22 protein-coding genes and 1 pseudogene are annotated in these 20,738 nt (G+C 71.1%); 18 read left to right on the top strand and 5 right to left on the bottom strand.

Translation table 11 applies throughout. The annotated features are described in order from the left end of the window. The first annotated feature begins 174 nt into the window (after positions 1-174). Positions 175-1,629: a putative quinol monooxygenase gene (locus ACBI99_RS15790; RefSeq protein ID WP_219504425.1), complete on the top strand. Its 1,455-nt coding sequence runs from the start codon at positions 175-177 to the stop codon at positions 1,627-1,629. Here ACBI99_RS15790 and ACBI99_RS15785 read toward each other — a convergent pair. Further along, entirely contained in the window at positions 1,626-1,862 is a 237-nt protein-coding gene (locus ACBI99_RS15785; protein ID WP_219504426.1) for a glutaredoxin family protein, read from the bottom strand. The genes ACBI99_RS15790 and ACBI99_RS15785 overlap by 4 nt on opposite strands. A gap of 125 nt (positions 1,863-1,987) precedes the next feature. On the opposite strand from ACBI99_RS15785, the gene ACBI99_RS15780 reads away from it, so the two are divergent. The 7 genes from ACBI99_RS15780 (at position 1,988) to hemL (ending at position 9,422) form a co-directional block, all read left to right on the top strand. Beyond that, positions 1,988-2,665 carry a redox-sensing transcriptional repressor Rex gene (locus ACBI99_RS15780; protein WP_219504427.1) on the top strand — a complete coding sequence of 226 codons (678 nt, stop codon included), beginning with the start codon at positions 1,988-1,990 and terminating at the stop codon, positions 2,663-2,665. Then, on the top strand, positions 2,662-3,918 hold the full coding sequence (locus ACBI99_RS15775) for a glutamyl-tRNA reductase (protein WP_219504428.1): 1,257 nt from the start codon (positions 2,662-2,664) through the stop codon (positions 3,916-3,918). The genes ACBI99_RS15780 and ACBI99_RS15775 overlap by 4 nt, the downstream gene beginning before the upstream one ends. Beyond that, positions 3,915-4,835 carry a hydroxymethylbilane synthase gene (gene hemC, locus ACBI99_RS15770; RefSeq protein ID WP_219504431.1) on the top strand — a complete coding sequence of 307 codons (921 nt, stop codon included), beginning with the start codon at positions 3,915-3,917 and terminating at the stop codon, positions 4,833-4,835. The genes ACBI99_RS15775 and hemC overlap by 4 nt, the downstream gene beginning before the upstream one ends. After that, positions 4,832-6,376, top strand: a complete 1,545-nt coding sequence (locus ACBI99_RS15765; protein WP_357584707.1) for a uroporphyrinogen-III synthase — start codon at positions 4,832-4,834, stop codon at positions 6,374-6,376. Before hemC ends, ACBI99_RS15765 begins: the two co-directional genes overlap by 4 nt. Further along, entirely contained in the window at positions 6,373-7,356 is a 984-nt protein-coding gene (gene hemB, locus ACBI99_RS15760) for a porphobilinogen synthase (RefSeq protein ID WP_219504435.1), read from the top strand. Before ACBI99_RS15765 ends, hemB begins: the two co-directional genes overlap by 4 nt. A gap of 129 nt (positions 7,357-7,485) precedes the next feature. Then, complete coding sequence (locus tag ACBI99_RS15755) at positions 7,486-8,115, top strand: bifunctional DNA primase/polymerase (RefSeq protein ID WP_219504444.1); 630 nt, start codon at positions 7,486-7,488, stop codon at positions 8,113-8,115. 17 nt (positions 8,116-8,132) lie between these two features. Beyond that, a complete protein-coding gene (hemL, locus tag ACBI99_RS15750; protein WP_219504446.1) occupies positions 8,133-9,422 on the top strand; it encodes a glutamate-1-semialdehyde 2,1-aminomutase in 1,290 nt (429 codons plus the stop codon). A gap of 59 nt (positions 9,423-9,481) precedes the next feature. On the opposite strand, the pseudogene ACBI99_RS15745 reads toward hemL, so the two are convergent. Continuing rightward, positions 9,482-10,180, bottom strand: a pseudogene (locus tag ACBI99_RS15745) (EamA family transporter); the annotation flags it as partial. 249 nt (positions 10,181-10,429) lie between these two features. Between ACBI99_RS15745 and ACBI99_RS15740 the strand changes: the two are divergent. From ACBI99_RS15740 to ccsA, 6 genes are all read left to right on the top strand, one after another. Then, positions 10,430-11,350 (top strand): LysR family transcriptional regulator, encoded by a 921-nt coding sequence (locus tag ACBI99_RS15740; protein WP_219504448.1) that lies wholly within the window; start codon positions 10,430-10,432, stop codon positions 11,348-11,350. Positions 11,351-11,478: 128 nt separating this feature from the next. Continuing rightward, a complete protein-coding gene (locus tag ACBI99_RS15735) occupies positions 11,479-12,120 on the top strand; it encodes a histidine phosphatase family protein (RefSeq protein WP_219504451.1) in 642 nt (213 codons plus the stop codon). A gap of 56 nt (positions 12,121-12,176) precedes the next feature. Next, a complete protein-coding gene (locus ACBI99_RS15730; protein ID WP_375072582.1) occupies positions 12,177-12,743 on the top strand; it encodes a TlpA family protein disulfide reductase in 567 nt (188 codons plus the stop codon). Then, positions 12,736-13,458 carry a cytochrome c biogenesis CcdA family protein gene (locus ACBI99_RS15725; RefSeq protein ID WP_219504455.1) on the top strand — a complete coding sequence of 241 codons (723 nt, stop codon included), beginning with the start codon at positions 12,736-12,738 and terminating at the stop codon, positions 13,456-13,458. Before ACBI99_RS15730 ends, ACBI99_RS15725 begins: the two co-directional genes overlap by 8 nt. Next, on the top strand, positions 13,458-15,017 hold the full coding sequence (locus ACBI99_RS15720; protein WP_219504457.1) for a cytochrome c biogenesis protein ResB: 1,560 nt from the start codon (positions 13,458-13,460) through the stop codon (positions 15,015-15,017). Before ACBI99_RS15725 ends, ACBI99_RS15720 begins: the two co-directional genes overlap by 1 nt. Beyond that, positions 15,007-15,951 carry a cytochrome c biogenesis protein CcsA gene (gene ccsA / locus ACBI99_RS15715; protein WP_357584704.1) on the top strand — a complete coding sequence of 315 codons (945 nt, stop codon included), beginning with the start codon at positions 15,007-15,009 and terminating at the stop codon, positions 15,949-15,951. The genes ACBI99_RS15720 and ccsA overlap by 11 nt, the downstream gene beginning before the upstream one ends. Before the next feature lie 148 nt (positions 15,952-16,099). On the opposite strand, the gene ACBI99_RS15710 is transcribed toward ccsA, so the two are convergent. Continuing rightward, positions 16,100-16,396 carry a PLD nuclease N-terminal domain-containing protein gene (locus tag ACBI99_RS15710; RefSeq protein WP_219504470.1) on the bottom strand — a complete coding sequence of 99 codons (297 nt, stop codon included), beginning with the start codon at positions 16,394-16,396 and terminating at the stop codon, positions 16,100-16,102. 276 nt (positions 16,397-16,672) lie between these two features. On the opposite strand from ACBI99_RS15710, the gene ACBI99_RS15705 reads away from it, so the two are divergent. Further along, positions 16,673-17,566, top strand: a complete 894-nt coding sequence (locus ACBI99_RS15705; protein ID WP_375072581.1) for a hypothetical protein — start codon at positions 16,673-16,675, stop codon at positions 17,564-17,566. 10 nt (positions 17,567-17,576) lie between these two features. Then, on the top strand, positions 17,577-17,819 hold the full coding sequence (locus ACBI99_RS15700; protein ID WP_219504474.1) for a hypothetical protein: 243 nt from the start codon (positions 17,577-17,579) through the stop codon (positions 17,817-17,819). A 130-nt stretch (positions 17,820-17,949) separates the two neighbouring features. Here the strand turns inward: ACBI99_RS15700 and ACBI99_RS15695 are convergent, their stop codons facing one another. Continuing rightward, positions 17,950-18,171, bottom strand: coding sequence for a BldC family transcriptional regulator (locus ACBI99_RS15695; RefSeq protein WP_181616591.1), 222 nt, complete (start codon positions 18,169-18,171; stop codon positions 17,950-17,952). Between the two features lie 257 nt (positions 18,172-18,428). Between ACBI99_RS15695 and ACBI99_RS15690 the strand changes: the two genes are divergently transcribed. Next, positions 18,429-18,647 (top strand): DUF4229 domain-containing protein, encoded by a 219-nt coding sequence (locus ACBI99_RS15690; RefSeq protein WP_219504476.1) that lies wholly within the window; start codon positions 18,429-18,431, stop codon positions 18,645-18,647. On the opposite strand, the gene ACBI99_RS15685 is transcribed toward ACBI99_RS15690, so the two are convergent. Further along, on the bottom strand, positions 18,644-19,849 hold the full coding sequence (locus tag ACBI99_RS15685; RefSeq protein WP_219504477.1) for a hypothetical protein: 1,206 nt from the start codon (positions 19,847-19,849) through the stop codon (positions 18,644-18,646). The two genes, ACBI99_RS15690 and ACBI99_RS15685, sit on opposite strands and share 4 nt — an antisense overlap. Positions 19,850-19,928: 79 nt before the next feature. Between ACBI99_RS15685 and ACBI99_RS15680 the strand changes: the two genes are divergently transcribed. Continuing rightward, positions 19,929-20,645, top strand: coding sequence for a demethylmenaquinone methyltransferase (locus ACBI99_RS15680; protein WP_219504479.1), 717 nt, complete (start codon positions 19,929-19,931; stop codon positions 20,643-20,645). Positions 20,646-20,738 lie beyond the last annotated feature (93 nt).

Below are 20,738 nucleotides of genomic sequence, written 5' to 3'. Positions count from 1 at the left end.
TATCCCTAGGGCGAAGGGGTGCGGCGTGCTCGAACACTCTAGAAATCAACCGGAAATTCCACAATCCGCATCCTCTTGGTAAGACTCCCCGCAATCGGCAGATACGGTGTGGACGCACCCGTTCCCTTTTCGGCTACCGGTTGAGAGGCGTAGTCCGGCAGCATTGGAGTCACCATGGAGATCCTCGTTGCTGTCATCGCCTTCGCCGGAGCCATCCTGGCAGGAGTCGCCTCGGGCGCCCTGGTCAGCCGGTTGCGTGAGGAGCCCGAGGGCTGGCTGATCGCCTGGACCGTTTCAGCGGCGGCGCTCTGCCTCGCGCTGGGCGTGGCGGGATTCGGCCACCTCATGGGGTTCGGGACCGTCACGTTCAAGCTCGTCCAGATCACCGGATCGCTGCTGGCGCCGCTCTGGCTGGCGATCGGGCTGATCCAGCTCCTGGCGGAGAAGACGCCGCCGAAGTTCCTCGGCTGGCTGTTCGGCATCGCCTACACGTTCGTCGCCTTGGTCATCATGGTCGTCGACCCGCTCGTCAGCGACGAGATGGGCAAGTCGCTGCCCGACGCGTCGGCGCACTGGGCGCTCATCCCGTCGTCGCTGCTGACCGGCGTGCACGCGATCGCCGCGCTGATCATGCTGGCGGCGGTGGTGGTCGCCGCGCTGCGCTGGCGCAACGGCGACGAGTACGACACCGACAACCTCCACGCCACCGTCATCATCGCCCCCTCGGGGCTCGCGCTGATGGGCGCGATGCAGTTCCTGAGCAACGGGTTCTTCATCATCGTGCTGCTCCTTGTCGCCGCCGCGGCGATCTGGTACTGCGTGCTGCGCCCGCTCGCCCCGTACGAGGACGACGACGAGGACGACGAGCTCGCGGCGGCGGAGAGCCGGCGCGCCGAGCGGGCGGCCGGGCACCGCGACGACCGGCCGGTGGCCGGGCACCGCCAGGAGCCGGTGGGCCGCCGTGAGGCGCCGGAGCCGATCGCCGAGCCGGTACGGCCGCGCAAGTCGGGGCTGGGCGACCTGGTGGCCGAATACCGGGCCACCGACGACGTCGACTACGCCGCCCGCATGTCGCCGCCGTCCGACCCTGGCCCGTCGACCGGCTACATCATGAACGGCGAGCGTGCCGACTACGCCATGCCCGCGCCGAGCGAGCGGCCCGACCCCACGATGCCGTCCACCGGCTCGATGCCCGCCGCCGGCGCCGCCTTCTCGGGCGCCGAGCTGTTCTCCCCGCGCACCGGCCCCCAGTCGGTGCCCCAGCCGGTCGTGCAGCCCGCCCCGCAGACGGGCAGGCTCTCGCCGAGCATCTACGGCATGCTCACCGTCTTCACGCTCATGGACGGCTCGGGCGCGGCCTTCGACCGGCTCGCCGAGCAGACCGTCGAGGCGGTGCGCCGGGGCGAGCCCGACACGCTCGTCTACGCCTGCCACTCGGTCAAGTCGGCGCCGCTGCAGCGCATCGTCTACGAGCTCTACCGCGACGAGGTGGCCTACCGCGACCACCAGCGGCAGCCGCACATCGAGCGCTTCATCGCGGACCGGCAGTCGATGGTGCTGGCCACGAACATCATCGAGCTCAACGTCAACGCGGCCAAGGTCGTGCCGCTGCCGACGGCCATGTTCTAGCCGGTGAGCGCCGCCCGCAGGCGCTCCTCGGACACCCGCCAGAAGTCGTGCTGCTCCCCGTCGATCAACGTGACCGGGATCATCTCCCAGTAGCGTTCGCGCAGCTCGTCGGAGGAGTCGATGTTCACTTCCTCCCACGGCACGCCCAGCTCGCCGGCCACGCGGGCGATGATCTCGCGCGCGTCGTCACACAGGTGGCAGCCGGGCTTGCCGAGCAGGGTGATGCGGTGCATGGCCTCCACGGTAGCGCTCGCTGGAAGGTGACTTTGTGCATCGGTTCACAAAAGGATTAACCTGAAAGACGGTTCTAATCCACTCACGCGGCCTGAGGCCGCCCGTTCCCCTGGAGCTCCGGCACGTGAAGAGCCCGTCCCACCCCCGTGATCGCGGCATTCCCGAGGCAACGGTCGCCCGGCTGCCGCTCTACCTGCGGGCGTTGCACGGGATGGCCGAGCGCGGGGTGGCGACCGTGAGTTCGGAGGACCTCGCCGTGGCCGCCGGCGTCAACTCGGCCAAACTCCGCAAGGACCTGTCACATCTGGGCTCCTACGGCACCCGTGGCGTCGGCTACGACGTCGAGTACCTCGTCTACCAGATCTCCCGTGAGCTTGGTCTCACGCAGGACTGGGCCGTCGCCATCGTCGGCGTCGGCAACCTGGGCCGCGCGCTCGCCGGTTACGGCGGGTTCGTGTCGCGGGGATTCCGCATCGCCGCCGTGTTCGACGCCGACCCCGAAATCGTGGGCGACGACATCGCGGGGTTGAATGTGGAGCACATCGACGAACTGGAAGCCGTGATCAAGCGGCGTGGAGTCTCGATCGTGGTTCTGGCGACACCGGCGGCGGCCGCACAGGAAGTATGCGATCGTGTGGTGGCCGCCGGGGTGACCAGCATCCTCAACTTCGCCCCGGTCGTGCTCACCGTTCCGGACGGCGTCGATGTCCGTAAAGTCGACCTATCCATCGAACTGCAGATCCTTGCGTTCCACGAGCAACGCAAAGCTGGGGGGCCACTCATGGCAGTGGACAGTCAATGAGTGTTCTGGCGATCGGGCTCAGCCACCGCACGGCGCCGGTGGCCCTGCTGGAGCGTGTCTCCGTAACGGGTGACGCGCTCGTCAAGCTCCTGCACGACGTGCAGCAGGACCCCTGCGTGGCCGAGGCCTTCGTGGTCTCGACCTGCAATCGGGTCGAGGTCTTCGTCGCCGTGGACCGCTTCCACGCCGCCGTCAACGCCGTCACCGGGATGCTCAGCCTCCACTCGGGCGTGCCGGTCGACGAGCTGACCCCGCACCTCTACGTGCACTACGAGGAGCGGGCCGTCGAGCACCTGTTCTCGCTGGTGTGCGGCCTCGACTCGATGGTCGTGGGCGAGGGCCAGATCCTCGGCCAGGTCCGGCGGGCGCTCAAGCTGGCGCAGAAGCAGGGCACGGTCGGCGCGACCCTCAACGAGCTGGCGCAGCAGGCGCTGCGCGTGGGCAAGCGCGCCCACACCGACACCGGCATCGACCAGGCGGGCGCCTCCCTGGTGACCGCCGGGCTGGCGCTGGCGGGCGACCTGACCGGCCTGCGCGCCCTGGTGGTCGGCGCGGGCTCGATGAGCTCGCTGGCCGCCGCCACGCTGGCGCGCGCCGGCGTCACCGACATCGTGATCGCCAACCGTACGTACTCGCGCGGCGCGCGGCTGGCCGAGACCGTCGGCGGCCGGGCGGTGGAGTTCGCCGCGGTCGCCGGTGAGCTGGCCGAGGCCGACCTGGTGATCACCTGCACCGGCGCGGGCAAGCACGTGATCACCGCCGACATGGTCACGCGCGGCGCGTTCCTGCTGGACCTGGCGCTGCCGCACGACATCGACCCGGCTGTGCGCGCCGTCCCCGGCGTGACGCTGGTCGACCTGGAGACGATCCAGGAGTCCGGCATCGGCTCGCGCGAGGGCGACGCGGTCAGGGCCGTGCGCGCGCTGGTCGCCGAGGAGCTGACGGCCTACCTCGACGCCGAGCGGGCGGCCCGGGTGACCCCCACCGTGGTGGCGCTGCGCAGCAAGGCGGCCGGCGTGGTCGAGTCGGAGTTGGGGCGCCTGCTGATGCGGGTCCCCGAGCTTGACGGCAAAATCAAGGACGAGGTGACGCTCACCGTGCAACGGGTCGTTGACAAACTGCTCCACGAGCCGACCGTGCGTGTCAAGCGGCTCGCCACCTCGCCCGGAGGCGATCATTATGCCGAGGCGCTGCGCGAGCTGTTCGACCTGGATCCGAAGATGCCCGAGGCCGTGAGGGAGGTGGAGCTGTGACTCCGCAGACGGGGCCGCTGCGGCTCGGCACGAGGCGCAGCCTGATGGCGACGACGCAGTCCCAGATGGTCGCCGACGCCTACACCGAGCGCACCGGCAGGGCGATCGAGCTGGTCGGCGTCACCACGTTCGGCGACGTGAGCAAGGCCCACCTGGCCCAGCTCGGCGGCACCGGCGTGTTCGTCAGCGCGCTGCGCGACAAGCTGATCGAGGGCGAGGTCGACTTCGCCGTCCACTCGCTGAAGGACCTGCCCACCAAGCCCGACCCGCGCATCGCGCTGGCCGCGCTGCCCGCCCGCCACGACCACCGCGACGCGCTGGTCGGCCGCTGCTCCTTCGCCGACCTCCCGGCCGGCGCCAAGGTCGGCACCGGCTCGCCGCGCCGTGTCGCCATGCTCCGGGCCATGCGCCCCGATCTGGAGTACGTGCCGATCCGCGGCAACGCCGACACCCGGATCGGCAAGGTCACCTCCGGCGAGCTCGACGCCGTCGTGCTGGCCTCGGCCGGCCTCACCCGGATCGGGCGGACCGCCGAGATCGCCCAGATCTTCGAGGTCGAGGAGCTGCTCCCGGCCCCCGGCCAGGGCTCGCTGGCCGTGGAGTGCCTGGCCGACCGCGACGACCTGGTCGCCTTCCTCGGGCAGCTCGACGACCCGCGGACCCGCTCCGCGGTGGCCGCCGAGCGGTCGGTGCTGGCCGCCCTGGAGGCAGGCTGCTCGGCGCCCGTGGGTGCGTTCGCGCTCGATGACGGGCACACTCTGAACCTGACCGCAGCGGTCGTCGCCATCGACGGCGCCCGCGCGGTGCGCAAGTCCACCGCCGGCTCTCCTTCGGAGGCGGAAGATCTGGGTCGCCGGCTCGCGGCCGAGATGCTTCACGAAGGGGCCGACAGATTGATGGGGGAGCATTCCCATTGAGCTCCGATAGTCCGACCTCCGGTTTCGTCGCGTTCGTAGGCGCGGGGCCCGGCGACCCGAACCTTCTCACGCTCCGCGGCGCCGAGCTGCTGGGCAAGGCCGACGTGGTGATCCTCGACGAGGACCTGCACGGCCCCCTGCTCAAGCACTGCCGCCCCGGGGTCGAGGTCGCCGCCGACGACCTCGTCAAGCACGCCAAGTCAGGCCGGCTCGTGGTGCGGCTGTGCGAGGGCGACCCGATGCTGTTCTCCTCGATCACCGAGGAGGCCGCGGCGCTCGCCGCGGCGGAGGTGGACTTCGAGATCGTGCCCGGGGTGCCGCCCGCGACGGCCGTGCTCGGCTACGCGGGCATCCCGCCGGCGTCGTCGGTGCCCGAGTTCCGGGTCGTCGACGCCGCGCAGGACCAGGACTGGTCCTCGCACGCGGCCTGTCCCGGCACGCTGGTGATCTACAACGGCATCACCGAGGCCGTGGCGATCGGCAAGGCGCTGATCGCCGGCGGCAAGCCCGACAGCACCCCGGTGGCCGTCAGCAGCGGCGGCACCACCACCGAGCAGTACACGGTCGTCTCCTCGCTCGGCAGGCTGCAGGCCGACCTCAAGCACGCGGGCTTCACCGAGCCGGCGCTGATCGTCGTCGGCGAGGCCGTGGGGCTGCGCGACAAGCTGTCGTGGTTCGAGACCAAGCCGCTGTTCGGCTGGCGGGTGCTGGTGCCGCGCACCAAGGAGCAGTCCAAGAGCCTGTCGGAGCAGCTCACCTCCTACGGCGCGGTGCCCGAGGAGGTGCCGACCATCTCGGTCGAGCCGCCGCGCACCCCGCAGCAGATGGACCGCGCGATCAAGGGCCTGGTCACCGGCCGCTACGAGTGGGTGGCCTTCACCAGCGCCAACGCGGTCAAGGCGGTGCGCGAGAAGTTCGAGGAGTACGGGCTCGACGCGCGGGCGTTCGCCGGGCTCAAGGTGGCCGCCGTGGGCGACGCCACCGCGCGGGCGCTGGTCGAGTTCGGCGTCAAGCCCGACCTGCTGCCGTCGGGCGAGCAGTCGTCGGAGGGCCTGGTGGCCGAGTGGCCGCCCTACGACTCGATGCTCGACCCGATCAACCGGGTGCTGCTGCCGCGCGCCGACATCTCCACCGACACGCTCGTGGCCGGGCTGACCGAGCTGGGCTGGGAGTGCGACGACGTGACGGCCTACCGCACCGTGCGGGCCGCGCCGCCGCCCGCGCCGATCCGCGAGGCCATCAAGGGCGGCGGTTTCGACGCGGTGCTGTTCACCTCGTCCTCCACGGTCCGCAACCTGGTGGGCATCGCGGGCAAGCCGCACAACGTCACCGTGATCGCCGTCATCGGGCCGCAGACGGCCAAGACGGCCGAGGAGTTCGGGCTGCGCGTCGACGTGATGGCCGACAAGGCGTCCGCGTCGGCGCTGGCGGCCGCGCTCGCCGAGTACGGCGCCAAGCAGCGCAGCGCCGCGCTGGCCGCCGGTGACACGCCGCGCAGGCCGTCGCAGAACCGCAGAGGAGCCAGGAGGAGAGCCAAGTGAGTGCCGAGTTCCCCGTCGCCCGTCCGCGACGGCTGCGCCGCTCCCCGGCGCTGCGCCGGATGGTCGCCGGCACCCGCCTGCACCCCGCCGACCTGATCCTGCCGATGTTCGTCAAGGAGGGCATCGACGAGCCGAGCCCGGTCGCGTCGATGCCCGGCGTCGTCCAGCACACCCGCGACTCGCTGCGCAAGGCCGCCCACGAGGCCGCCGAGGCCGGGGTCGGCGGGCTGATCCTGTTCGGCATCCCGGCGGTCAAGGACGCGCGCGGCTCGGCGGGCGACGACCCCGACGGCATCCTCCAGGTGGCGCTGCGCGAGGTGAGCGCCGAGGTGGGCGACGCCATCGTGGTGATGGCCGACACCTGCCTCGACGAGTTCACCGACCACGGGCACTGCGGGATCCTCACCGAGTCCGGCGACGTCGACAACGACCTCACGCTGGAGCGCTACGCCTCGATCGCGGTCGCGCAGGCCAGGGCGGGCTCCCAGGTCGTGGCGCCGAGCGGCATGATGGACGGCCAGGTGGGCGTGATCCGGGCGGCGCTCGACGCGGAGGGCTTCTCCGGGGTGCCGATCCTCGCCTACTCCGCCAAGTACGCCTCCGCCTTCTACGGGCCCTTCCGCGACGCCGCCGAGTGCGCGCCGCAGTTCGGCGACCGCAGCACCCACCAGCAGGACCCCGCCGGGCCGCTGGAGGAGGCGCTGCGCGAGGTGCGGCTCGACCTGGCCGAGGGCGCCGACGCCGTCATGGTCAAGCCCGCGCTGGCCTACCTCGACGTCATCCGCGCCTTCCGCGACGAGGTGGACGTGCCGGTGGCCGCCTACCAGGTGAGCGGCGAGTACGCGATGGTCGAGGCCGCCGCCGCCAACGGCTGGATCGACCGCGAGCGCACGATCATGGAGTCGCTGGTGGCGATCAAGCGCGCCGGCGCCGACCTGATCCTCACCTACTGGGCGACCGAGGTGGCACGCCGCCTCTAACAGGGGGTTTCCCGTCGGGTCCTGGGACCTGTGCGTTAGAGTGCCATGACAAGTGCTGGTGTGTCCCGCGTGGCTATTGAGCCCGGAGAGCCGGGGCCTCCTCAGGCACCGAAGCGACGGGAGACACCAATGGTGGGGGTACCTCTGGCTCGGCGTACCAGGAAACGGTCCCGGCCGACGCGGATCGACGCCGTGCTGGGCTACGCCGCACTGGGCTGGCCGAGCGTGCCGGGAGCCTTCCCGCTGCGGCGGGGCACCCGAGCGTGTTCCTGTGACCGGCTCGGCTGTCCCGACCCGGGCGCGCACCCCATCTCCCCCGCCTGGAGCATTCAGGCCACCACCGACGCCACCCAGCTCACCCGCTGGTGGCAGCGGGAGCCCGAGGCCAACGTCATCCTGCCCACGGGGCGGGTGTTCGACGTCTTCGACGTGCCCCTCGCGCTCGGCCTGTCGGCCCTCACCCGGATCGACAACGCAGGCGCGGACTCCGGCCCGGTCGCCGCCAACGGCGACCGGGTCTTGTTCTACGTGGCCACGCGCGGCAACCCGGAGGACGAGGACGAGTGGTGGTCGTGCCAGCTCGACTGCGACCCGGCCACGATCGAGGACACGCCGGGGCTGCGCTGGCACTGCCGCGACAGCTACGTGCTGGCCCCGCCCTCCACGCTGCCCACCGGACAGCCGGTCTCGTGGCTGCGCCCGCCCGACGGCCGGCCGCTGCCCGACCCGCTCCGCCTGCTTGAATGGCTGGCCGACTAGGGGACTAACCTGGTCTGGTGAGCCGTACACGCATCTCCGAGGACCTGTTCGCCCGCGCCAGCGCCGTCGTGCCGGGGGGTGTCAACTCGCCGGTCCGCGCGTTCGGGGCGGTGGGCGGCACTCCGCGTTTCATGGCCTCCGGGCAGGGCCCGTACATCACGGACGTCGACGGCAACCGCTACGTCGACCTGGTGTGCTCGTGGGGCCCGATGATCCTGGGGCACCGGCATCCGGCCGTGGTGGAGGCCGTGTCGCAGGCGGTGGCCCACGGGTTCTCGTACGGGACGGCCACGCCGGGCGAGGTGGAGCTGGCGGAGGAGATCGTCCGCCGGGTCGCGCCGGTGGCGAAGGTGCGGCTGGTGAGCTCCGGCACCGAGGCGACGATGAGCGCGGTGCGGCTGGCGCGCGGGTTCACCGGACGGTCCAAGGTGATCAAGTTCGCCGGGTGCTATCACGGGCACGTCGACGCGCTGCTGGCCTCGGCGGGGTCGGGTGTCGTGACGTTCGGGCTGCCGGACACGCCCGGGGTGACGGGGGCGTCGGCGGCCGACACGATCGTGCTGCCCTACAACGACGTCAAGGCGGTGGAGGAGGCGTTCGCCTCGGCCGAGATCGCCTGCGTCATCACCGAGGCGTGCCCGGCCAACATGGGCATCGTGCCGCCGCTCGACGGGTTCAACGCCCGGCTGCGCGAGCTGTGCACGGCCAACGGGGCGCTGCTCATCGTCGACGAGGTGCTGACCGGCTTCCGCGTCTCGCCGTCGGGCTGGTACGGGCTGGACCCGGTGGAGGCCGACCTGATGACGTTCGGCAAGGTGATGGGCGGCGGACTGCCGGCGGCGGCGTTCGGCGGCCGGGCCGAGGTGATGGCCCATCTGGCGCCTGAGGGTCCCGTCTACCAGGCGGGCACGCTGTCGGGCAATCCGCTGGCCTGCGCGGCCGGGCTGACCACGCTGCGCACGCTCGACGCCGACGCCTACGCGAAGGTTGGCGCGGCCGCTTCGGCGGTGGCGCGAGCGGCCACCGAGGCGCTGTCGGAGGCGGGGGTGCCGCACCGGCTGCAGACGGCGGGCAGCCTGTTCTCGATCTTCTTCACCGACCGGCAGGTGACGAACTTCGCCGACGCCCAGACGCAGAGCACGGCCGCGTACAAGGCGTTCTTCCACGCGATGCTCGACCGGGGCGTCTACCTGCCGCCGTCGGCGTACGAGGCGTGGTTCCTGTCGGCGGCGCACGACGAGGAGGCGCTGGAGCGGGTCGCCGACGCGCTGCCCGCCGCCGCCAAGGCGGCCGCCGCGGTCCTCTGATTGGCGAACAGCACCCCGGCCACGATGAGCACGGCCGCCACCGCCTTGAGCCAGGTCAGCGGCTCACCGGTGAAGAGGGCGGCCGACGACATGCCGAAGACCGGCACGAGCAGCGTGTACGGGGCCACGGTGGAGGCGTCGTAGCGGCGCAGCAGATAGCCCCACACGCCGAAGCCGCCGAGCGTCGAGACGAACGCCACGTACGCCAGCGACAGCCAGCCCTCGGCCGGGGCTGCGAGTGACGGGACGCCCTCGACCAGCAGCGACAGCAGCAGGAGCGGGGGCGCCGACAGGGCGCTCACCCAGACCATGAAGCGCAGCGAGTCGGGCGGGGCGGCCTTGCGCTGGGCGACGTTGCCGAGACCCCAGGCGGCGGCCGCGGCCACGCAGAGGGCGAAGGCGCCGGCCGGGCCGGACAGGCCGAAGTCGACGGCGACCAGGGCCAGGCCGCCGAAGGCGACGGCCAGGCCGGCGACGCGACGGGCGGTGAGCCGCTCGCCGAGGAGCGTCACCGCGAACACGATGGTGAACAGGACCTGCGCCTGCAGGACCAGGGAAGTCAGCCCGGCCGGCATCCCGGCGCGCATGCCGATGAGCAACAGCCCGAACTGGCCGACTCCGAGAGTGGCAGCCACCGCGCCGACCCATCGCCAGGGAACTCCGGGCCGCCCCACGAGGAGCAGCGCGGGCAACGCCGCCAGCGCGAACCGCAGGCCCGCGTACAGCAGGGGCGGGAAGTGCTCCAGCCCCACCTGCATGACGACGAAGTTCACTCCCCAGACGGCCGCGAGGCCGACGGCGAGGGCCAGGTGGCCAGGTCTCACGCGGCGGACGTCTTGCGGTAGCGGATGCGCTGCTCGCGGGCCTGCTCGGCGAGGGCCTTCAGGTAGGAGGTGGTCTGGTGGGTCTGCTTCTTCGTCTTAAGGATTCGCATGCATATATTTTCCAACGCTACACCTTTAACGACAAGCGAGACTTTCTATGCTTAACCCTTTAGACTGGCTTACATGTTGGACTTGAACCGGCTCAAGGCCCTACATGCCGTGCACGTCTACGGCTCGGTCGGCGCCGCCGCCGACGCGCTCATGGTCACGCCGTCGGCCGTCTCGCAGCAGATCGCCAAGCTGGAGCGCGAGACCGGCGCCAGGCTGGTCGAGCGCAACGGGCGCGGCGTGCGGCTGACCGACGCCGCCGGGCTGCTCGCCGAGCACGCCGAGCGCATCCTGGCCCTGGTCGAGACCGCCGAGGCCGACTTCGAGGCGCTGCGCGGCCAGGTCGTCGGCCGGCTCAACGTGGGCGCGTTCCCCACCGCCGCGCGCGGCCTGATGCCCGCCGCGCTCGCCGAGCTGCGCGAGCGCCACCCCGACCTGCTCATCCAGCTGTACGAGCGCGAGCCCGAGCGGGTGATCCGCGAGGTGGCCAGGGGCGAGCTCGACCTGGTCATCGTCCAGGACTGGCTCAACCGGCCGATCGCCATCCCCGAAGGACTGTCCCGGAAGTCGCTGCTCGAAGACGTGGCCGACGTGGCCGTCCCGGCCGACCACCCGCTGGCCGGCCACAAGGAGATCGCGCTGTCGGCGCTCCAGGGCGAGCGCTGGATCAGCTCCACGCCCGGCACGATCTGCCACGACTGGCTGGTGTTCACGCTGCGCAGCGCCGAGGTCGAGCCGGAGATCGCCTGCATGGCCGACGAGTATCCGACCCACCTCGCCCTCGTGGCCGCCGGGCTGGGCTGCGCGATCGTGCCCAGGATGGGCCGCGACCCGGTGCCCGACGGCATCCGCTTCATTCCGATCCGTCCTGGTCAGAGCCGCCGCATCTACGCGCTCTGGCGCACCGACGCGGCCCGCCGCCCCGCGATCCGCGCCACCGTCGAGGCGCTCGTACGCTCCAGCAGCCGCCACGAGAACGCCTGGGCGGTCACCTAGGACAGGGCGATGACCACCAGGCCGCCCAGGATGACCCCCGCGGCCAGCAGCCGGTGGTCTCCTTCCGACCGGCCAGACTCCATCCACCCGCGAGCCGGGCCCGGCGAGCGGCTAAGCTGAAGCCCACCATGGCTGAAACCACTGTCGTTCACCTTTTGCGCCACGGTGAGGTGCACAACCCTGGCGGCATCCTCTACGGCAGGCTCCCTGGTTACCACCTGTCCGAGACCGGCCAGCTGATGGCCAAGACCGTCGCCAAGTCCGTGGCGGGGCGCGACATCGTCGCCCTCTACAGCTCGCCGCTGGAGCGTGCGCAGGAGACCGCCGCGCCGCTGGCCGCCACGCTCGGCCTCGACATCGTCAGCGACGACCGGCTGCTGGAGGCCGGCAACCTGCTGGAGGGCCGGATCTCCGGGCCCGGCCTGCAGTTGCTGCGCAGCCCGCGCAACTACCGCTACTTCTGGAACCCGATGCGGCCCTCGTGGGGCGAGCCCTACCCGGTGATCGTCGCGCGGATGAAGTCGATGGTCGAGGATGCCAGGGAGGCGGCGCGCGGGCACGAGGCGGTGCTCGTCAGCCACCAGCTCCCGATCTGGGCGATCCGGATGGCGGCCGAGGGCCGGCGCAGGCTCTGGCACGACCCTCGCCGCAGGCAGTGCGCGCTGGCCAGCCTCACCACGTTCACCTTCGACGGCAACCGGCTCGTCAGCGTCGGCTACAGCGAGCCGGCGGGGTCGCTGGACCGGGGACCCAGCGTCCCGGGCGCATGACAGCGCCGGTAGAGTTGCAAGCTCTACCGCTTGTAGTACAAGGAGATCATCCTCCCGTGCGCGCGACGTCAATCTCACTGGCCCTCATCGCCGTCCTGGCCGCGGGCTGCGCGGGCAACCAGGGCGGTCAGCCCGCGGCGGGTGACACCCGCTTCGTCGCCGGCGACGGGAAGATGCAGGTGTTCGCGACGGCCGAGCGCGAGCCGGCGCCCGCCGTCGAGGGGCCCACGCTGGAGGACGGCACCGCCTCCCTGGCCGCCCACAAGGGCAAGGTCGTCGTGCTCAACTTCTGGGCCTCCTGGTGCGGGCCCTGCCGGGCCGAGGCGCCCGTGCTCAAGGAGGTCGCGGCCAAGACCAAGGGCACCGGCGTGGAGTTCATCGGCATCGACTTCAAGGACCGCAAGGCCGACGCGCTCGCCTTCGAACGCACCGAGAAGACCGGCTACCCGAGCATCTTCGACCAGCCGGGCAAGATCGCGCTCGCCTTCCAGGGCACGGTGCCGCCCGCGGCCATCCCGTCCACGCTGATCATCGACAAGCAGGGCCGGATCGCCGCCCGGGCGCTCGGCGCCGTCCGCTACACCGACCTGATGGACACGGTGACCAAGGTGCGCGATGAGTGACGTGGTCGCGTCCGGCTCGCTGCTGCTGGCGGTGCCGATTGCGGTGCTGGCCGGCGTGGTCTCGTTCCTGTCGCCGTGCGTGCTCCCGCTCGTCCCCGGCTACCTGTCGTACGTCACGGGCATGAGCGCCGACCCCAAGCGGGGGCGGCTGGTGCTGGGCACGCTGCTGTTCGTGGCGGGGTTCGCCGCCGTGTTCGTCGTCAGCGGGGCGCTGTTCGGCGGGCTCGGCGCGGCGCTGCTCGGCAACGCCGAGATCATCACGCGGGTGCTCGGCGTGCTCACCATCCTGCTCGGGCTGGCGTTCCTCGGCGTGGTCCCCGGGCTGATGCGCGACGTGCGCATCCACAGGATGCCCTCCGCGGGGCTGGCCGGCGCGCCGCTGCTCGGCGTGGTGTTCGGGCTCGGCTGGACGCCGTGCATCGGCCCCACCCTGGCCGTCGTCCTCACCCTCGGACTCAACGAGGGCAGCGCCTCGCGGGGCGCCCTGCTCGCCGTGGCCTACGCGCTCGGGCTCGGGCTGCCGTTCGTGGCCGCCGCCCTGGCCTACAGCAAGGCGCTGCACACGTTCCGGGCGATCCGCAAGCACTCGCGCCTGATCACCCGGATCGGCGGCGGCATGATGGTGGCCGTCGGCATCGCGCTGGTCACCGGCCTCTGGGGAGAGATGATCGCCACCATGCAGGGCCTGATCGGCAACTTCCGGCCGGTGATCTGATGAGCGTCGACGAGCTGGAGAGGGAGCGCGCGGCCAAGCCCGCGGGCATGGGCCTGACCGGCTGGCTGCGCTGGTGCTGGCGCACGCTCACCTCGATGAAGACCGCGCTCATCCTGCTCTTCCTGTTCGCGCTGGCCAGCGTGCCCGGCTCGCTGATCCCGCAGCGCAGCGTCGAGCCCGACAAGGTCGCGCTGGTCTACAAGGACAGCCCGGCGCTGGCCGAGTGGTACGACCGCTTCCAGCTCTTCGACGTCTTCACCTCGGTCTGGTTCGCGGCCATCTACCTGTTGCTGTTCACCTCGCTGATCGGCTGCATCATCCCGCGCACCGCCACCTACCTGCGCGAGCTGCGCCGCAAGCCGCCGGCCGCGCCGCGCAACCTGACCAGGCTCCCGCACTCCGCCTCCTTCGACGGCGACCTCACGGTCACCGAGGCCGCCAGGCGGCTGCGCAAGCTGCGCTTCCGCGTCGAGACCGGCGACGGCTGGGTCGCCGCCGAGAAGGGCTACCTGCGCGAGACCGGCAACCTGCTCTTCCACATCGCGCTGCTCGGCGTGCTGGTCGCCGTCGGCTTCGGCTCCCTGTACGGCTACCGGGGCAACGTGCTGGTCGCCGAGGGCGACGGGTTCGCCAACACCGTGGCCGCCTACGACCGGTTCATCCCCGGCCCCCAGGTGTCGGCCGAGTCGCTGGAGCCGTTCAGCTTCGAGATGACCGACTTCCAGGCCACCTACCAGGTCGAGGGGGAGAAGCGCGGGCAGGAGCTCGACTACTCCGCCTTCCTCAAGGTCACCGACGCTCCCGGGGCCGCGCCGCGCGACTACGAGCTCAAGGTCAACGAGCCGCTGGAGGTCAACGGCACCCAGACCTACCTCATCGGCCACGGCTACGCCCCCGTCTTCCGCGTCACCGACGCCAAGGGGCACGTCGCGTTCGAGGGACCGGTGCCGTGCATCATCGCCGACAAGCCCACGCTCACCTCCGACTGCGTGGTCAAGGTCCCCGACGCGCAGCCGACGCCGCTCGGCTTCCTGATGCGCTTCCTGCCCACCAGCGTGCCGCTGACCGACGGCAGCTACGCCTCGGCCTTCCCCGGGGCCATCCAGCCCGGAGTGCAGGTCCTGGGGGCGTTCTCCGGCGACCTCGGCATGCGCTCGGGGGAGCCCCGGTCGGTCTACGAGCTGGCGCCGCCCGAGCTGATGAAGAAGCTCAAGCCGCTGGTCATGGGCAAGGACGTGCCCGCGCCGCTGGCTCCCGGCCAAACGCTCGACCTGCCCGACGGGGCGGGCAAGCTGGAGTTCGTCGAGGTCAAGGAGTGGATGACGCTCCAGATCGCCTACGACCCCGGCCGGCTGCCCGCGCTGCTCGCCGCCTCGACGGCCACCGTCGCCATCGTGCTCTCGCTGGTCATCCGGCGCCGGCGGGTGTGGGTGCGGGTCAAGGACGGCACCGTCGACGTGGGCGGGCTGACCCGCACCGAAGGGTCCGCGGCCGGGTTCGCGGAGGAGTTCGACGACATCGTCAAGGTTCTAGCAGCAGGAGACAAGGATGAGCGCTGAACCACTCGCGGAGCTGAGCGACCTGTTCGTGGTCGCGGCAGTGCTGCTCTATCTGTTCGCGATGGTGGGCTTCGCGCTAGAGCTGGCCTTCGGCCGCGCCCGTGCCGACGCGCCCGTCAAGGGCCGCGCGCGCACCCCCGTGACGGTGGGCGCCGCCTCCTCCTCGGAGGCGGAGGCCGGCGCGCCCTCCGACGACGCGCCGCAGCAGCCCGTCCCCGCGTTCGCCCTGCGCGGCGGGATCGCCGGGCTCGTCCTGGCCTGGCTCGGCTGGGCGGCCAACCTCGGCGCCATCGTCACCCGCGGCCTCGCGGTCGACCGGTGGCCGTGGGGCAACATGTACGAGTTCATCGTCGCCATCTGCTTCGCCGCCGTCTCAGCGTTCCTCATCACCCAGACGCGCACCAACATCCGCTTCCTCGGCGGGTTCGTCATGGTGCCGGCGGCGCTGGGGCTGGGGCTCGCGTCCAAGGTCTTCTACACCTCGGCCGGGCCGGTCGTGCCCGCGCTCAACTCCTACTGGATCGCCATCCACGTCACCGCCGCCATCATCGCCAGCGGGCTGTTCGTGCTCGCGGGCGTGGCGGGGGTGCTCTTCCTGGTGCGCGGCGACGGGCTGTCGCGGCTGCCCGCCAAGGCCGAGCTGGAGAAGGCGGCGCACCGGGCGATCGTGCTGGCGTTCCCGCTGTGGACGTTCGCCGTCATCGCGGGCGCGCTGTGGGCGGACCGGGCGTGGGGCCGCTACTGGGGCTGGGACCCCAAGGAGGTGTGGTCGTTCATCACCTGGGTCGGCTACGCGGCCTACCTGCACGCCCGCGTGACGGCTGGGTGGCGTGGCCGGGCGGCGACCGTCGTGCAGCTCGTGGCGTTCCTGGCGCTGCTGTTCAACCTGGTCGGCGTCAACATCTTCATCGAGGGCCTGCACAGCTACGCCTGAGGCTGAGAGCGCTGTGGAGGCGCTCCGGGCGGTTCCCTCTGCCCGGAGCCTCGCTCCGCCTGCTGGGGGCGTCTGCGGCGCTCCCAGGAGGCGGTCGCTGGAAAGGATTTACCTGAAAGAGTGGGTGACAGGCGTTTCGGAGGGGCGGTTACTTCTCTTCGCCGCGCATGCGACGGTCGAGTTCGCGAAGGAAATCGGGGTCGTCGTCGGGGCCCTTGGGGATGCCCGCGGTGGAACGCGGCTGCACCGGCCAGGACTCCTGGATGGGTCGGGGACGTCCGCGCAGCATCCAGAACAGCCCGCCGATGAGGGGAAGCACGGCGACGACGATGAGCCACACGGCTTTCGGGGAGTGCCTGACCTCTTCCTCGGGGGTGGTGATGACGTCGAACAACGTGAACAGCCAGAAGGCCAGCAGAGCCAGGCCGACAATGACACCTGCCATGCCCCGAACTGTAAGCCATCTCCAGCGTGTTCGTGCCACCTGATGTCGCATTTCGGATGACTGGCGAAGATCAGCGTCGTACCGTGGAACCCGATTCGGCGCCACGGGGCGGTGAGGGGTGCGATGGCCATTTCCAACGACAAGGGGCGCCATCGGCGAGGTCGCTGGTGGCGGCGCGGGTCGTACCTCTTTTCGCGCCGCACCGAGGCTCCGCCCGACGCGGACCGGTCCTTCTGGGCCAACGCGCGGGGAGCCTATCGGCGAGGCCACAGTGAGGTGGGCCGGGCCGCCGGGGAGGGCACGGAGACGCCGGGCTTCCGCCGGCGCGAGCGCGAGCGCCGTGACCAGCCGGCGCGCCGCCCCGACGCCGAGCGCCGTGACCAGCCGGCGCGCCGGCCCGACGCCGACCGCCGTCCCTGGGAGGGCGGGGGACCGGACGAGCAGGGGAGGCGGCGGCCGGAGCGGACGCCCGCCACGGCCCCGGAGCGGCCCCGCTACACGTGGCAGGACTTCGAGCTCGACGGTTCACACGCGCGGGCCCGGCCGCATCCGCCCGACGTGCCGCCGCTGGGCGACGGGCTGCGGCACTGCGGGAAGCTGGAGGCGATCCTGCACCGCCAGTGGGACGCCCGGCTGGGGCCGCCGCCGCCCGATCTCGTCCGGGCCGTGGAGAGCCTGGCCAGGCTGCCCGACCGGCTGAAGGAGCGGCTGGCCGAGGGGCTGGAGGGCATCTACGTCGGGCCGGGCGGCGTGCCGGACCTGGACGACATGGGCTATCTGCGCGGCGCGCCGCTGCCGTCGGGCCGGGCCACGTGGGACGTGTGCGCGGGCGCGTACGGGGACCGGAAGGTCGTGGTGGGGGACCGGCCCTCGCCGACGCCGGACGTGATGATGCACGAGGTCGGGCACGCGATCGACGACATCGATTCGGTGTTCGGCGTATGGGTGTCGGACACGCCGGAGTTCGTGGCACTGTTCGAGAGGGTCACGCCGCTGCTGGCATCGTCGTTCCACCGCCAGGGCGGGGGGCTGGGCCGCAAGGAGTTCTTCGCCGACGCGTTCGCCGCCATCGCCTCACGGCAGCGCCCCGCGCTGGTCGACATGCTCGGCGGCAACACGCGGATGGCGCTCGACGTCATGTTGTTCTTCAACCGGCGCTACGGAATCTAGGTGATCGGCCATGTACGTCATCCGGCTCGCTGACGGGACCCTGCGGGTGCCGAGGAGCCTGGCCAGCGAAGACGGGCGCCTGATCGGGAACGCGTATGTCGAGGTGGAGCCCGGCGAGCCCGGTTACGACGAGTGGTTGCAGGAGTCGTTGACCGAGGAGGAGGCGGCCGAGCGGCGGCGCCGCTGGGCGGAGGAGAACGACGAGCTGGAGCGGGAGTTCCTGGCGTACAAGGCCGACCAGGACGGCGACTGAGAGGCAGGATTCCGCCAAGGCGCCAGCCACGGTCGGCGGATGGCGCCTTCCCGCGCTCGCCTTACGGATGGGCCGGCGAGCACGCCGTCTCGGTGATCCTGGCTGGCAGGATCACCGACTGGGCGGTACGTCAAACACGCGGGGACTCCCCTGTCGGCCTGTCGGCCGTCAGAACGTCCTCGCCTCGAAGAAGGGCGTGCACTTCCGATTCACGGAAGCGCCGGTGCCCTCCGGGGGTGCGGATACTGCTGATGCGGCCTGCCGCAGCCCAGCGCGTAACCGTCTTTGGGTCTACCCGGAAGAGGGCGGCAACCTCTCCAGGGGTCAGCAGACGCTCGCTGCTACTCTCCACCAATCTCTCCCCCTCGCATCCCGCTTCCTGCCAGCGGGCGGACAGGTAACCAGTGTGTCGAGCGAAGCCTGATTTATCCGTGGTTTTCTGCAAAGATCACGGGTTGTTATCAGCTGACTGCCCGATTGTTATATGATAGAGCCTCTTTGGGGCTCTCGTGGGTGTTTCTTTACGAAACACCCTTACTGGGCACAGTAGCAGCGCTCGTGCCCGATGCGAAGAGCGACCGGAGGCATGGGCCGAGTAATCTCGAACCCGTGCATCCCGTTCTCGTTTACACGTTGTCCAGGATCGGCCTGTTCGGCATCGCCTTCTTGGTGCTCTGGCTCCTCGGCGTGCCGAACCTGCTGGTCCTGCTGGTGGCCGCGTTCGCGATCAGCGGCATCGCCAGCTATGTCCTGCTCTCCAAGCAGCGCGACGCCATGAGCGCGCGCATCAGCGGCAGGATCGACCGCGCCAAGCCGCAGGACGACTAGGGCAGAGGGAACATGCCAATCCGGGCATGGTACTCCCGCCCGAGTCGGGTTGTGTCGCTACCGACTAGTAGTCCTGTCCTGTTCGCCAGAAAAGCCTTGACGCCGATCCCGCGCTCGCGGCCGGGATTCCAACTGAGCGCCTTTCCCGTCCGTGGATGAATGGCCCCGATGCCCTCGCGCGGCACCGCCCCCGGGCCGGCCGAGTCATGGCCCTGCGGATTGTCCAGCCAGCGCTGATGCCCTCCGACGTAGACCGCGCTGCCCGTGACCGACACCGCGTAGAGCGAGTCGCCGCCTGTCTTGTTGACCCAGGTGGGCTTGACGTTCCTGCCGGTGGCGTACGTCTCGAACCTGGCCGCGCTGTCGCACGTCCCGCGCCTGGGCCCGCCGGTGGTGACGACCACGAAATAGCGGCCGTCGGGCGCGAAGTCGAGGCCGCGCACGTACCACGGGAAGACGTCCATGCACTTGCCCGTGTACGCGTCGGTCCGCCACGGGGCGAGCTTGGGCGCCGGGCCGCCGATGTCGATGAGGCCGAGCTGCGGCCGTGACTGCCCGTCGAGCGTGGTGAAGCTGCCGTCGACGGCCAGCCGGTCGGCCGTGGCGGCGATCGCGTGCACCCGGACCCGCCGGCTCAGCGGATCGCCCGGCGTGATGGTGAAGGCGGGGTCGGCGCGGCCGGTCGTGGCGTCGAGCCGGGCCAGCGCGGTGCGCGGGCGGGTGAAGTCGCCGCCGGCGTAGAGGTGGGCGCCGCGCCTGGCCAGGGTCGCGACCGCGCCTCCGGAGACGGCCGGGCGGAACGAGGGCACCGGCCGGCCGGTCGCCAGGCTCACCTGCGCCAGCGACCTGGCGCGGTGGCCGTCGACCTCGTGGAAGTCGCCGCCGACGTAGACGGTGCCGTCGTCGCCGGCGGCCAGGCTGTGCACGGGCCCGCCCACGCCGGGGGCGAAGCGGGGCAGCACCCGCCCGGTCGTGAGGTCGAAGGCGAACAGGTTGTCGCGCCGGTAGGTGGTGGTCCTGGTGGCGTCGGCGACCGCCGAGAACGAGCCGCCGACCACCACGGTGTCGCCGACGAGCGTGATGGCGTTGACGATGCCGTCGAGAACGTGCGGGGTGTGGTCGACCGGGTTGGCCGAGACCACGCGAGGGTGCGCGGCGGGAGCCGCTGCGATGATCGCCGCAAGGGCGACTCGGGCAAGCATTTGCCCATTCTTAGCAGACGCAATGTAGTCGTGCCGCTACTTTCCGTTGATTGTCGGGAATGGCCCTAGGCTGTTACGCATGACGCGCGCTCAGTTGGACAAGCAGCCGGACGAGGTCGCCGCGATGTTCGATCGCACCGCCCGGCGCTACGACCTCGTCAACGACGTGATCTCGATGGGCCAGGTCAGGGTGTGGCGCAAGGCCGTCGCCGCGGCCGTCGACGCCGGGCCCGGGGAGGTCGTGCTCGACCTCGGAGCCGGCACCGGCACCTCGACCGACACGTTCACGACGCTGGGCGCGCGGGCGATCGCCTCCGACTTCTCGCTCGGCATGCTGAGCACCGGCGTGCGCCGCCGCGGACGCAACGCGCTCACGGGCGAGGGGGTGCCGTTCGTCGCGGGCGACGCGATGCGGCTGCCGTTCGCCGACGACGTCTTCGACGCGGTGACGATCTCGGTGGCGCTGCGCAACGTGCAGGACACCGGTCAGGCGCTGCGCGAGATGCTGCGGGTGACCAAGCCGGGCGGCCGGCTGGTGATCCTGGAGTTCTCGCACGTGACGTTCGCGCCGTTCGATCTGGTCTACCGCGAATATCTGATGCGGCTGTTGCCGAAGGTGGCCAAGATTTTCGGCTCCAACGACGATTCGTACGAATATCTGGCCGAGTCGATCCGTGACTGGCCGGACCAGGCGACGCTGGCGCGCATCATCCAGGACGCCGGATGGCGGCGGGTCGCCTGGCGCAACCTCGACTTGGGGATCGTGGCCATGCACCGCGCGTTCAAAGCCGCGTGATCTACTAGGCTCTGACGGCCCCCCGGCTGCCACTTTGTCCAGGAAAAGGGTTAGACTGCGGGCCGACAAGTTTGTGAAGGGGTTCACAAAGGA

It is taken from the genome of Nonomuraea sp. ATR24 (assembly GCF_041950485.1).
GTDB lineage: Bacteria > Actinomycetota > Actinomycetes > Streptosporangiales > Streptosporangiaceae > Nonomuraea > Nonomuraea ceibae.
This window is presented reverse-complemented; position numbering and strand designations above follow the sequence as displayed.

Bases quoted from the DNA above. Each gene is read 5' to 3' on its own strand.
- ACBI99_RS15790 (WP_219504425.1), top strand. From the start codon at position 175: ATGGAGATCCTCGTTGCTGTCATCGCCTTCGCCGGAGCCATCCTGGCA.
- ACBI99_RS15785 (WP_219504426.1), bottom strand. From the start codon at position 1,862: ATGCACCGCATCACCCTGCTCGGCAAGCCCGGCTGCCACCTGTGTGAC.
- ACBI99_RS15775 (WP_219504428.1), top strand. From the start codon at position 2,662: ATGAGTGTTCTGGCGATCGGGCTCAGCCACCGCACGGCGCCGGTGGCC.
- ACBI99_RS15755 (WP_219504444.1), top strand. From the start codon at position 7,486: ATGGTGGGGGTACCTCTGGCTCGGCGTACCAGGAAACGGTCCCGGCCG.
- ACBI99_RS15740 (WP_219504448.1), top strand. From the start codon at position 10,430: ATGTTGGACTTGAACCGGCTCAAGGCCCTACATGCCGTGCACGTCTAC.
- ACBI99_RS15735 (WP_219504451.1), top strand. From the start codon at position 11,479: ATGGCTGAAACCACTGTCGTTCACCTTTTGCGCCACGGTGAGGTGCAC.
- ACBI99_RS15725 (WP_219504455.1), top strand. From the start codon at position 12,736: ATGAGTGACGTGGTCGCGTCCGGCTCGCTGCTGCTGGCGGTGCCGATT.
- ACBI99_RS15720 (WP_219504457.1), top strand. From the start codon at position 13,458: ATGAGCGTCGACGAGCTGGAGAGGGAGCGCGCGGCCAAGCCCGCGGGC.
- ccsA (WP_357584704.1), top strand. From the start codon at position 15,007: ATGAGCGCTGAACCACTCGCGGAGCTGAGCGACCTGTTCGTGGTCGCG.
- ACBI99_RS15710 (WP_219504470.1), bottom strand. From the start codon at position 16,396: ATGGCAGGTGTCATTGTCGGCCTGGCTCTGCTGGCCTTCTGGCTGTTC.
- ACBI99_RS15700 (WP_219504474.1), top strand. From the start codon at position 17,577: ATGTACGTCATCCGGCTCGCTGACGGGACCCTGCGGGTGCCGAGGAGC.
- ACBI99_RS15685 (WP_219504477.1), bottom strand. From the start codon at position 19,849: ATGCTTGCCCGAGTCGCCCTTGCGGCGATCATCGCAGCGGCTCCCGCC.
- ACBI99_RS15680 (WP_219504479.1), top strand. From the start codon at position 19,929: ATGACGCGCGCTCAGTTGGACAAGCAGCCGGACGAGGTCGCCGCGATG.